Annotated in this window: 7 protein-coding genes; 4 read left to right on the top strand and 3 right to left on the bottom strand. The window is 71.2% G+C overall.

The annotated features are described in order from the left end of the window. The first annotated feature begins 106 nt into the window (after positions 1-106). Positions 107-1,687, top strand: a complete 1,581-nt coding sequence (locus ACFP2V_RS23580; RefSeq protein ID WP_381215946.1) for a DUF1996 domain-containing protein — start codon at positions 107-109, stop codon at positions 1,685-1,687. 105 nt (positions 1,688-1,792) lie between these two features. On the opposite strand, the gene ACFP2V_RS23575 is transcribed toward ACFP2V_RS23580, so the two are convergent. After that, positions 1,793-2,254, bottom strand: coding sequence for a hypothetical protein (locus tag ACFP2V_RS23575; protein WP_381215944.1), 462 nt, complete (start codon positions 2,252-2,254; stop codon positions 1,793-1,795). Between the two features lie 194 nt (positions 2,255-2,448). Here ACFP2V_RS23575 and ACFP2V_RS23570 point away from each other — a divergent pair, with 194 nt between their 5' ends. From ACFP2V_RS23570 to ACFP2V_RS23560, 3 genes are all read left to right on the top strand, one after another. Further along, the gene (locus tag ACFP2V_RS23570; RefSeq protein WP_381215941.1) at positions 2,449-4,479 is read left to right on the top strand and encodes a hypothetical protein; all 2,031 of its coding nucleotides are present in this window, start codon (positions 2,449-2,451) and stop codon (positions 4,477-4,479) included. Positions 4,480-4,566: 87 nt separating this feature from the next. After that, the gene (locus ACFP2V_RS23565) at positions 4,567-5,286 is read left to right on the top strand and encodes a TetR/AcrR family transcriptional regulator (RefSeq protein WP_381215938.1); all 720 of its coding nucleotides are present in this window, start codon (positions 4,567-4,569) and stop codon (positions 5,284-5,286) included. Between the two features lie 5 nt (positions 5,287-5,291). After that, positions 5,292-5,720, top strand: a complete 429-nt coding sequence (locus ACFP2V_RS23560; RefSeq protein ID WP_381215935.1) for a hypothetical protein — start codon at positions 5,292-5,294, stop codon at positions 5,718-5,720. Between the two features lie 24 nt (positions 5,721-5,744). Here the strand turns inward: ACFP2V_RS23560 and ACFP2V_RS23555 are convergent, their stop codons facing one another. Together ACFP2V_RS23555 and pulA are read right to left on the bottom strand one after the other, a co-directional pair. Then, entirely contained in the window at positions 5,745-6,113 is a 369-nt protein-coding gene (locus tag ACFP2V_RS23555; RefSeq protein ID WP_381215932.1) for a 5-carboxymethyl-2-hydroxymuconate Delta-isomerase, read from the bottom strand. A 65-nt stretch (positions 6,114-6,178) separates the two neighbouring features. Next, a complete protein-coding gene (gene pulA, locus ACFP2V_RS23550) occupies positions 6,179-11,605 on the bottom strand; it encodes a pullulanase-type alpha-1,6-glucosidase (RefSeq protein WP_381215929.1) in 5,427 nt (1,808 codons plus the stop codon). Positions 11,606-11,723 lie beyond the last annotated feature (118 nt).

Raw genomic sequence — 11,723 nt, 5'->3', positions numbered from 1 at the left:
GCTTCCAACCCGAAGGCTGCGGGCCGGCCCGAACCGACCCCTTTGCGGGGCAAGCGCAAATTACCAGAGCACCGGGAAGGCCGAGGGCCCCCTTGCGAGGAGAATGATGGGACGCAATACAAGAAAACGCCGTATGCCGTTGGCCGCCAAGGCCGTGGCCGGGACGGCGGTCCTGGCGCTCGGTGGGGGCGGGCTGGTCTGGGCGAACTTCTACGCTTCGGCTCACGAGTCGAACCAGTCGCAGAACCGGACCAAGGCGAACGCGGCACGGCAGATCGCCACGATCGACTGCCCGGACGTGGGCCAGCAGCTCCCCGACGTACCGGACCCGGCCCGCGGTGAGGTCGACGGTGAACTGGCCTCGATGGACCAGCAGATCACCGACGCCTACCAGCGCCTGGTCACTACGCGCCAGGCGCAGGCCGGGGACTCGCAGTACGTCCAGAATGCCATTCTGGGTCCGCTCAAGGACCGGCGTAAGGTGCTCCTCGACCGGATCAAGCTGGAGATCAGCCGCGCGGGCGGCCAGGCTCCCGGGAACCTGGACGAACTCGCCTCCTGCTCCGGCCGCCCCGCCGACCAGCCGCAGCCGAACGACGGTCAGAACGACGGCGGTCAGAACGACGGCGGCCAGGACAACGGCCAGAACGGCGACGGCCAGAACGACGGCGGCCAGGACAACGGCCAGAACGGCGACGGCCAGAACGACGGCGGCCAGGACAACGGCGAAGGCCAGACCCCGAACGACAACGGCAACGGCGCCGCGGGCCCGTTCGCCGAGGACTTCATCGACATCAACGACGTCCAGCCGAACTCGCGCAACCTGCCGAACGGTCTGGCCGCCAACGGCAGGTCCGGCTCCAAGGGCAGCTTCACCACGAAGTGCGGTGTCAACGAGAACAAGCTGTACAACAGCGACAACATCATCGTGGCCCCCGGTGTCGCGAACGGCGCGCACCACATGCACGACTACGTAGGCAACCAGAGCAACAGCTCGCTCTCCAGCGACGAGGACCTGGCCGCCGCCGAGACCAGCTGCCAGAACCAGGGCGACAAGTCCTCGTACTTCTGGCCGGTGCTGCGCGTGCAGGACGGCACCCAGGAGTTCGACGCGGCCGACCAGGGCGGTGGCGCCGAGGGCAACGTCGGCAAGATCCTGCAGGTTCAGGAGGCCCAGCTCCGGTGGGTCGGCAACAAGCGGGGCAAGGTCGTCGCGATCCCGAAGCTCATGCGCATCATCACCGGTGACGCCAAGGCGTTCACCAACGGTCTGGCGAACGCCAACACCTCGTACAGCTGCACCGGCTTCGAGGACCGGCAGTCCACGGACAAGTACGTGCTGTGCCCCGAGGGCAGCCAGCTCGTGCGCACGTCCAAGTTCCAGAGCTGCTGGGACGGGCAGAACACCGACAGCGCCAACCACCGCGCCCACGTGGCGTTCGTCCAGCCGGACGGCAGCTGCGCGAACGGCTTCAAGGCCATCCCCCAGCTCCAGGTCCGCCTGGTGTACGACGTTCCCACCCCGACCATCGAGAACGGTCAGGTGAAGAACCCGTACGCCGTGGACAGCTTCCCGGAGCAGCTGCACAAGCCGATCACCGACCACAACGACTTCATCAACGTCATGGACGAGAACCTGATGAACAAGGTGGTCAAGTGCATCAACCAGGGCAAGAAGTGCACGTAGTCCCCACGGTTGTCCCCTGAGAAGGACCGGTGAGGGAGAAAGGGCCGGTGGCGGGAATCCCGCCACCGGCCCTTTCCGTGTGCCCGGTGTGCCCGGTGCGCTCGTTCAGCCTCCGTGCCCGGCGTGACCGGACGCGTGCGCACCGCCGCCGTGGTCCATGCTGCTGTGGTCGATGCCCTCCTCCACGTCGCCGCCGAGCCGGTCGCGCAGGTCGTCGAGCACGTTCTCCTCACCGACGGCGACCCACTTGCGCCCGACGAGGTAGAAGCCGCCGTAGTCCTTGGCCATGTCGATCCACTCACGCTGGCCGCGGTCGGTGGCGAAGGTGGCCAGGATGTACTTCTCCTTGCCGGTCTTGCAGATGGCCTGGCGGATGGTGTCGGCGTCGGTCTGCATGTTCGGCTCGCACTTCACCTCGGCGGCCAGGTGCTCCAGACTGCCGGTGGCCGTGGCCGGCACCTCGCTCTTCCCGTCGCCGTTCGTGTCCTCACCGCCGGACCCGCAGCCCGCCAGCGCCAGTACCGCCACCGCGCCGGTCAGCGCGAGCATCGGTCGGGTCAGCCTCATGAGTTCCTCCGGTCCCTCCGGCGACATGCCGCACGGAGCCCCGGCGAGGGGCTCTCCGCCTTCGATACGGCTCCGGGGCCCGGAGCGCTCAATCCCGGGCGGGACAAGGACCGCGGGGGCGGGACAAGCGAAGTCGGAGCCGGTGACGCTGCGCAATCAGGTGACTTACGGCCGCATCGCTCGTTCTGCCTGACGTGCAGTCACAGCATGCCGCCAAGCGCCCCGCGCCCCCCTCCCCCGACGGTCCGCTCCTCGACGTCGGGCAGGCCGAGGCCGCCCTCGTCGAGCACTATCCGCGGCTCGTCCGGCTCGCCTACCTGATGCTGCCGGCCGAGCGGGGTGTCCGGGGCAGGCGGGTACTGACCGCGCACGCCCTGGTGCAGCGCGCGCTCCCCCGCGGCCGCACCGCGGCGCCGGTCGTCCCCGCCCCGTCCCGGCGGTCCGCGACGCGCTCCGCCCGCTCCGGGCAGTCCGGCGGGGCCGCCGGCCGGGACGGCGACCGCGGCTACGCGCTGGTCAGGCTCCAGGTGGTGCGTGCGGCACTGCGGGCGAGCCCGTCGCGCAGGCGCGGTGCGCGGCGCAAACGGGCGGGGCTGCCGGCCCTGCCCGCACTGCCGCCGCTACTGCCCCAGGTATGGGGGCTGCGCCTGTACCCCCGGTCCGGCGGTGCCGGCGAACTCGCACTGCACCAGAAGCTGTCCGCGCTGCCCGGTCCGGCCCGCGCCGCCTATGTGCTGCGCGGTCTGGAGCGGCTTCCGGACGACGCTGTCCGCACGGTGCTCACCGACGCGGGCGTCGCCGACGCGGCTGCCGCGCTGCGCGAGGCGGACCGGGTGCCGGCCGAGTACCGGCTGCTCGACTCCCCCGCGTTCGACCCCTGCTCGCTGCAGGCCCGGCCGACCGATCTGGTGCACCGCCGCCACCATCTGAAGGCGGCGCTGGCCGCCGGGGCCGCGCTCGTCGTCTGCGGCGCGCTCATCGGGCTGCCGGACGACGGCTGGGCACCCGACGGTGCGGCCGCGCCGCCGTACGCGCGGAACCCGGCCGCCGAGGCCGCCCTGGCCCCGGGCCGGCTGACCCGGGTCTCCCCCCCCGCCTGGAAGACCTCCGCGCGTACCGACTTCTCCGTGTGGCCGGCCCGCGGCGGCCTGACCGGCGACTCCGGCCTGCTGCGCCGCGCCCTCGCCGTGTGGGCCCGGCCCGGCGAGCGGGTCCAGGTCTCGGCGACGCCGGGCACCCCGTCCGGCGGCCCGGCGGGGCCGCCCCAGCTGCTGTACGCCGGGGCGGTCGACAACGCGCGCGTGGTGGTCTTCCACGACGGCCTGCGCATCGCCAGGTACGCCGAGCCCGTGGACGGCGCCGAGGGCGCCGCTCTCGACTTCGCCCGGGTCGACGGCGCGGACCGGGCCGGGGCGAGCGCGCTGGTGCTGAGCCGGTCCGACGGCAATGTCCGCTATCTGACGGCGCCCTGGGTACGTGCGGCCGGTGCGCGGAACCTGCGCGAGCCCGGCGCGGACACGACGGACCTCTCGCTCGCCGACGGCGTGACCTCGCCGCTGGCGAGTCCGGCCCTGAAACCCGGCTCGTGCACCTCGTGGAACGTGCTGGAGCTGACCGACGACGCCGGCACCCGGCTGGTGACCGACCTCGGCGAGCTGGTCCCGGCCGTGCTGACCGCGGGGCGGCCCGGGGCGGCCGGTGGGGCCGCCGGTGCCGAGGCACTGCGCACCTGGGCGCCGTTCGCCTGCTCGCTGGCGTCGATGAGCTCGGCGGGCGTACGGAGCGTGAACGCGTGGGCCTTCGCCGAGCAGCCGCTGCCGGACGCGAGCGGAGCGAGGTGGGGGTCCTCCCGCCCGGAGGGCGGGGAGGGTTCGGCGGCCTGGGTGTGCACCCGGGCCGAGACCTGGCGGGGCGGCGGTACCCGGGTGCAGGCTCAGTTCCACACGCCGGGCGGGCCGTTCGGGGTGGTGGCGGCCCAGGCCGAGGACGTACCGCAGTGCGGAGAGCGTGAGCCTCGGGTGCTGGCCGGGGTGCTGTGGAAGTCCGGGGCGGGCACCTGGTACCTGCTGGCCGCCGGCAGCCGCGACACCACGTCGGTCACCGCGACGGGCGGTGTCAAGGGCACCGCGCAGGGCAACCTGCTGACCCTCGAGGCAGAACAGGGCGCCCAGGCCGACCTCGAGGGCACCCTGGAGAACGGGGACTCGGTCACCGGGCTCCGCTGACCCGGGGCGGGCCGGCCGACGGACCGGATGATCACTGCCGCCCGGTCCGGACCGTTCACGGCCGGGTTCGATCGGTAGGCTGTGTGTATGACTACCGGGGCACGCCGCAGAATGGGAGTCGAGGAGCGACGGCAGCAGTTGATCGGCGTCGCCCTCGAACTGTTCAGCCGCCGCTCGCCCGACGACGTCTCCATCGACGAGATCGCGTCGGCGGCCGGTATCTCGCGCCCGCTGGTCTACCACTACTTCCCCGGCAAACTCAGCCTCTACGAAGCCGCGTTGAGGCGTGCCGCGGACGATCTGGCATCGCGGTTCGTGGAGCCGCGCGAGGGCCCGCTGGGGGCGCGGCTGCTGCGGGTGATGGGCCGGTACTTCGACTTCGTCGACGAGCACGGGCCCGGTTTCTCCGCTCTGATGCGCGGCGGCCCGGCGGTCCCCGCGGGCGGAGCCTTCTCGATGAAGACCTCCTCGACCACCAACGCGCTGGTCGACTCCGTACGGCAGCGGGCGTACGAACAGATTCTGTCGCACATGGGCGCGGTGGATCCGCCCGCACGGCTGGAACTGGTGGTGCGGTCCTGGATCTCGCTCGCCGAGTCGACGGCGCTGCTCTGGCTGGACGGCCGTCGTATACCGCGGGACGAGCTGGAGACCCAGCTGGTGCACGACTTCGCCGCGCTCTGTGCCGTCGCCGCGGCCCACGACGAGAAGTTGGGCGTGCTGCTGCGCGACCTGCTCAAGAACGAGCCGGGCGACGGACCGTTCACCGACCTGGTCACCCGGCTCGTCGCACTGGCTTCCCGGTGAGCACCATGACGACGTGGGGTCTCGTCGTCGAGACGACGGTGGGTGGCGGGGAGCGCAAGCACACGGAGGCACAGGTGGTGGCGCACGTCACCGGGTCTCGGGCGGAGGCGTTCGCGGAGCTGGAGCGGCGGGCGCGAAACCACGTACCCATGCACCCCATGAGCCCCAAGCGCCGTCGCCTCCTGCGGGCCGGCGACGGGTTCCTGCTCGTCGTCGACGGGGCGTGGCAGTCGTTCGTGACCCGGTTCACCGTGGCGGAACTCCTGGAGGACTCCGCCGCGTCCCCCGCCCCGAAACCCGTGGTCGAGGCACCGGCCCCGCCACCGGCCGCCCCTGCCGCTCCCCCGGGTGAGCCGGCTGAGCGGCAGGCCGAGCTGGACGCGGACGGAGTGCCGGTGCGGCCGGCCTGGCTGGGCCGCACCGACCTGACGTGAAACCGTCCGCCGGCCGGTGAGGCCCTACGCGCTCTCGAACTTGCGGTACGACGCGTCGAGGTCGCGTACCTCGGCGGAGGCGTGCAGGGTCAGATCGCCGACCGCCCGCACATGCTTCCGTACCAGTTCCAGGACGGCCTCGGTGAGCCGCGCCTTGGTCTCCTCGGTCCGCCCGGGGAGCAGGGCGATGTGGACGTGCACGAGGGCGTGCTCCGCCTCCTCGTCGTGGCCGATGAAGACGTCCTCGGTCGGACGGAACCGGGTCTTGCACGCCGGGAGCTTCGCCGCCGCGATCTCCACCACGGTGGTGTGCAGGTCCCGGACGAAGGCGGGCCGGTCGTGGTCGAAGCCGTGCTTCAGCTGCGCCGAGTAGTCGACAGTGATCTGCGGCATGGGTGAGCCCTCCGGTTCCAGGTCGGAGGGCCCACCTTAGCTTCCGCGGTTCCGCGCCCGGTGCGTCAGCCGGCCGCGGTGAACACCGTGACCGAGCGGGCCGGGACGGTGAAGGTGCCGGTGTCCGCCGTGTAGGACGAGGTCCTCACCACCGCGTCCGAGCCCGCCGCCTGCACCGGGTGCAGGCGGTGGCCCGTGCCGGCGAGGGCGCCGACGCGCTGTTCCTGCCGGTGGGGCGTGGCGTTGAAGACGACGACCAGGTCGCCGAGGCGCATGGTGATCACGCCGGGTGTCTCGTCCTTCCCGGACAGCGGGAAGGACAGCGCGGACTGCACCTGCCCCGCGGTGTCGAGGGAGAAGGCCCCCTCCGTCGTACGGATCCTCAGCAGATCCCGGTACGCGGCCGAGGCGCCCTCGATCTGCGGGCACCCGACCCGCACCGCACCCAGCAGGGGCTTGGCGTGGGGCCACTTGTCGGCGTTGTCGGCGGCCGGGGGCAGACCGCGGCCGAAGCCGTTGCCGTCGGCGCAGTTCCAGTGGATGGCGTTGAACCAGTCGCCGCTGTCGTAGGAGTTGCGGTCCAGGGACTTGGAGCGCAGCAGGTCGGTGCCGGCCTGGGAGAGCGCCGGCCCCTGCGAGAGGGCGGCGGTCGCCATGGCGAGGACCTGCATACGGGCCCGGTCGTCGGCGCTCACGGACGTCGGCAGCTTGAACGCCAGCGCGTCGAACAGCGACTCGTTGTCGTGCGCGTCGGCGTAGGCGAGGGCGTCGCCCGGGACGGCGGCGTATCCGGCCGGTGAGCCGTTGTAGTCGACCTGGGAGCCCTTGACCTCCTTGCCGTCGGTGTCGGTGAAGCGGTACTCGGCGAGGTTGCCGCTCAGGCCCACCTTGATCAGGTCCTGGTAGTGCAGGAGCCGGGCCCTCTGCTCGGCCTCGGTGCCGTTGTCCTGAGAGGAGTTGGGGTCGGTGTAGAGGCCGGAGGCGAAGCCCTGGACGCCGGGGTCCTCGTCGAAGGGGCCGCCGCCGCGGACGGCGTCGCGGGCCCGGTCGGAGAAGGTGGCGATGCCGGTGCCGGCCATGTTCTGCTGCGTGGCCTGCTCGAAGCGGGCGTCGTCGGCGATCTCGCCGAAGTTCCAGCCCTCGCCGTACAGGATGATCTTCTTGCCGTCGACGCCGTCCTTCTTCAGGGTCAGCGCGTCGAGGGCCTTGCGCACGGCGAGCATGTTGGCCTTCGGGTGGTGGCCCATGAGGTCGAAGCGGAAGCCGTCGACCTTGTACTCCTTGGCCCAGGTGACGACCGAGTCGACGACGAGCTTGCCCATCATCGCGTTCTCGGGCGCGGTGTTGGCGCAGCAGGTGCTGTTGGCGACGGAGCCGTCGGCGAGGAGTCGCTGGTAGTAGCCGGGCACGATCCGGTCCAGGACGCTGGTGTTCGCCTGGCCACTGGCCGCGGTGTGGTTGTAGACGACGTCCATGACGACGCGCAGGCCGTCTTCGTTGAGCGCCTTGACCATCTTCCGGAACTCGACGGTACGGGCCGTGCCGTCCGGGTCGGTGGCGTAGGAGCCCTCGGGGACCGTGTAGTGGTACGGGTCGTAGCCCCAGTTGTAGGCGTCCTTGGCGGCGGCCTTCGCCACGCACTCCTGCTGCTTCTCGGAGTCGGCCGGGTGGGCGGCGAGGTCGCAGTCGACGGTCGCCCGGTCGGACTTCTTCTCGGGGATGGTAGCGATGTCGAAGGCGGGCAGCAGGTGCACGTAGGAGGTGCCGGCCTCGGCCAGCTTCCGCAGGTGCCGGGAGCCGTCGCTGTCCTTGTCGGTGAAGGCCAGGTAGGTGCCGGGCTGCTTCGCCGTGCGGTCCTCGACGGAGAAGTCGCGGATGTGCAGCTCCTGGATCTGGGCGTCCTTGAGGGGGACGGCCTTCGGCTTGTCCAGGCCCGACCAGCCCTTGGGGGCGAGGTCGCGGTCGCCGAGGTCGACGGCGAGGCTGCGCGCGGAGTCGGTGGTCAGGGCGACCGAGTAGGGGTCGGTGACCTTGTTGGTGACGAGCTCGCGGGTGCTGGGCGCCCACACCTTCACCGCGTACCGGTAGGGCTTGCCCTTCCAGGACGCCGGGCCGGTGACGGACCAGACGCCGGTGGCGTCGTCGCGTTTCATCGTGGCGGTGGAGCCGCCGATCTCCAGCGAGACGCTCTGCGCGGTCGGCGCCCACACGGAGAGCGTGGGACGGCCGTTGCGGAAGACCGGACCGAGCTCCGCCTTCGTCGCGCCGGCCGCGTACAGGTCGTCCAGGGCACCCGCGATCTGCACGCCGGTCGCCGCGAGGACCGCCCCGTTGACGGCGCGCTGGGCGGCGACGACCTGGCCGCGCAGGGCCTCGCGTACCCGGTCCCGGTCACGCGGGTCGACGGTCCAGGCGGTGCCGTCCTTCAGGTGCGGGAACTTCGCCTTCTGCGCGTCGGTGAGGGTGGTGGGAGCCAGGCGCAGGACGCGGGTGTCGTCGCCGGTGGCGAGCGTGCCGCCCTCCGCCTTCACGGAGCCGGTGCGGGAGGCGAGGAGCTGGGTGGAGGCGGCGCCCGCGGAGCCGTTCCAGACGACGGTGTTCCGGTCGATCCAGACCGCCTTCGAGGTGGTCAGGTCGACGGCGGCGGCCGAGCCGGGCGGCTGGGGCAGCAGGTACTTCTCCTCGCCGCTCACCAGCCACACCTCGTGGCCGTTCGCCTTGAGGTCGAGCGACTGGTCGGAGGGGAGGTCCTTCTCGTCGCCCTTGTGGATGATGTAGCTGAGACTGGTGGCACCCTCGGTGAGCGGTACCTCGAAGACCGCGCCATAGGGATCAGTCTTCACCGGCTTCAGGGGTTTCGACCAGTCGGTGGGGTCGGCGGCGCCGGTCCACGTGTGCAGTCCCCAGCCGTCGTAGTTCCCGTCGGCGCGGTGGTAGTGCAGCACCGCCTTGGTCGTGTCCTGCGCCGGGTACTCGGGCCGTTCGGTGGTGACGGTCTCCTTGCCCTGCTCGATCCAGATCTCGCCGTTCCTGGTGACGTCGATCGTGCGGTCGGTGGAGACGTCCTTGTCGCCGTCCTTGTCGATCACCAGGAAGCCGACGTCCGAGGCACCGGGCTTGAGCTTGACGTGGGCGAAGGCGCCGTAGGCGTCGCGGCCGGTGAAGGGGTGGCTGTCCGGCCACTCGGTGGCCTCGCCGTCGGCGAGGTCGCCCCAGGCGTACAGGCCCCAGTCGTCGTAGGCGCCGTCGGCGCGCTGGTAGTGGACGACCACGTGGTCGCGGGAGGCGGCGGTGGGCGGTTCCTCGACGGGCGGGGTGCCGGTGGTGGAGGCGGCCGGGGCGCTCGCGGTGCGGCCGGCGGAGTCGATCACGACGGCCTTGTAGCGCAGGGCGGTGCCGGCGGGCACGTCCGCGCCGATGGTGTGGGTGACCTGGTGGGGGGCGTGGTCGGAGGAGCCGAGCGTCCGCCACTTCCCGGTGCCGGTCTGGGCGGCGAAGACGACGCGGTTGAGCTGTCCGCCCTCGACGTCGGCGGTGAGCTCGACGGTGCCGGTGGCGCCGGCCTCGGGGGCCTTGAGGGTGACCGTGGGCTTGGCGGCCGGCTTGGCGAGCGGGCCGGACGCCCTGAGGACGATCGCCGAGCCCGCCGGGACGGTGACGGTGATCTTCTTGCCGGCGTCGCTGGTGACGGAGGCGTCGGTGCCGTGGATGCCGCGGAAGGTCATCCGGGCGGAGCCGGTCGCGAAGGTGGCCTTCTTCGCCTCGTCGGCGTTGTTGAAGGCGACGACGTACTCGGTGGTGTCCTGGCCGGTGCGGGTGCCGGTCGCGGTGCGGGAGAAGGCGTAGACGCCGGGGCCGTCGGCCGCGTACCGCTCCTGCTGCACACCGTCGGTGAGGGCGGGGTGGGCCTTGCGGAGCTTGGCGAGGGCGCTGATCTGCCGGTAGAGCGGGGCCTTCGTGTCGTAGGTGTCCTCGGCGTGGGTGCGGTCGGTGCCGATGAGGTCGTCGTCGAGGTAGTCGGCGGTGCGGGAGGCGAACAGGGTCTGGCGGGCGTCCTTGTCGCCGCCGGCGCCGGTGAAGCCCTGCTCGTCGCCGTAGTAGACGACGGGGTTGCCGCGGCTGAGGAACATCAGCTCGTTGGCGAGCATGTCCTTCTTCAGCAGGTCGGCGTCGGACGTCTTCGGATTGTCCTGCTTCAGGAACGTCCCGATGCGGCCCATGTCGTGGTTGCCGAGGAAGGTGACCTGCTCGTAGGCGTTGGCCTTGTCGGTCGTGTACTTGTGGTCGTCGCCGAAGACGGAGGCGAGTTTCCGTGCGCTGCCGCCCTGGGAGGCGTACTGGCGGGCCGCCTCCTGGAAGGGGAAGTCGAGGGTGGCGTCGAGGCGGCCCTCGGTGACGTAGGGGGCGGTGACGTCGGTGTCGGCGGAGTAGACCTCGCCGAACATGAAGAAGTCGTCGCGCCCCTTCTTGGCCGCGTAGGCGTCCAGGGCGGTGGCCCACTGGGTCCAGAACTCCATGTTGACGTGCTTCACGGTGTCGATCCGGAAGCCGTCGATGTCGAAGTCCTTCACCCACCGCTGGTAGATCTTCTCCATGCCGTCGACGACCTCGGGACGCTCGGTCCACAGGTCGTCGAGGCCGGAGAAGTCGCCGTACTCGCTGGACTCGCCGGCGAAGGTGGAGTCGCCCCGGTTGTGGTACATCGTCGGGTCGTTGAGCCAGGAGGGGACCTTGACGTTCTTCTTGGCGGCGGGGACGGCCGGGGTCCGCGGGAACGATCCTGCGTCGACGCGCGGGAAGGTGCGCGAGCCGTCGGCGTAGTCGGCGTCGTCGAAGGGCTTCCCGTCCTTGGTCAGGTAGGGGAAGGCTCCCTTGGAGAGGTAGTCGTAGGACTTCTCCTCGTAGTCGACGACATCGGCGGTGTGGTTGGTGATGACGTCGAAGAAGACCTTCATGCCCTTGTCGTGGGCCTTGTCGATGAGGGTCTCGAGGTCCTTGTTGGTGCCGAAGTGCGGGTCGACCTGGGTGAAGTCGGTGATCCAGTACCCGTGGTAGCCGGCGGACGCGTCCTCGCCGGTGCCCTGCACGGGCTGGTTCTTGAAGATGGGCGCCATCCAGATGGATGTGGTGCCGAGCCCCTTGATGTAGTCGAGCTTCTGGGTGAGGCCCTTGAGGTCGCCGCCCTGGTAGAAGCCCTTGTCGGTGGGGTCGTACCCGGTGCTGAGCCGCGAACCGGTGAGTCCGCCCCGGTCGTTCTTGGTGTCCCCGTTGGCGAAGCGGTCCGGCAGGACGAAGTAGAACTGCTCCCGGGTGAGGTCGTGCCGCGCGGGGGCCTTCGCCAGCGTGGCGTCGGACGGGGGCGCGGGGGGTGTGGCGGCACTGGCCGCCAGGGGCTGCACGAGGGCGGCGGCGAGCGCGGCCGCGGTGACGGCGGCCACCCGCCTGCCGTGCGCGGTGCGGCGTCTCCCGGACGCCGGCCATCTGGGTGTCACAGGCGTGAACTCCTTGCGATTACGGCTCATTCGGGGCCGATTCCGCACCACGGCACGACCTGTTCCAGCCATGTCACCGGGGTGTCGCGCGACCGTATCGCCGTTGAAAGCTTTACAG

It is taken from the genome of Streptomyces incanus (genome assembly GCF_042656345.1).
In the GTDB taxonomy this organism is placed as follows: Bacteria; Actinomycetota; Actinomycetes; order Streptomycetales; family Streptomycetaceae; genus Streptomyces; species Streptomyces incanus.
This window is presented reverse-complemented; position numbering and strand designations above follow the sequence as displayed.

Excerpts from the sequence above, each read along its gene's own strand:
- ACFP2V_RS23565 (WP_381215938.1), top strand. The coding sequence starts at position 4,567 with ATGACTACCGGGGCACGCCGCAGAATGGGAGTCGAGGAGCGACGGCAG.
- ACFP2V_RS23580 (WP_381215946.1), top strand. The coding sequence starts at position 107 with ATGGGACGCAATACAAGAAAACGCCGTATGCCGTTGGCCGCCAAGGCC.
- ACFP2V_RS23555 (WP_381215932.1), bottom strand. The coding sequence starts at position 6,113 with ATGCCGCAGATCACTGTCGACTACTCGGCGCAGCTGAAGCACGGCTTC.
- ACFP2V_RS23560 (WP_381215935.1), top strand. The coding sequence starts at position 5,292 with ATGACGACGTGGGGTCTCGTCGTCGAGACGACGGTGGGTGGCGGGGAG.
- ACFP2V_RS23575 (WP_381215944.1), bottom strand. The coding sequence starts at position 2,254 with ATGAGGCTGACCCGACCGATGCTCGCGCTGACCGGCGCGGTGGCGGTA.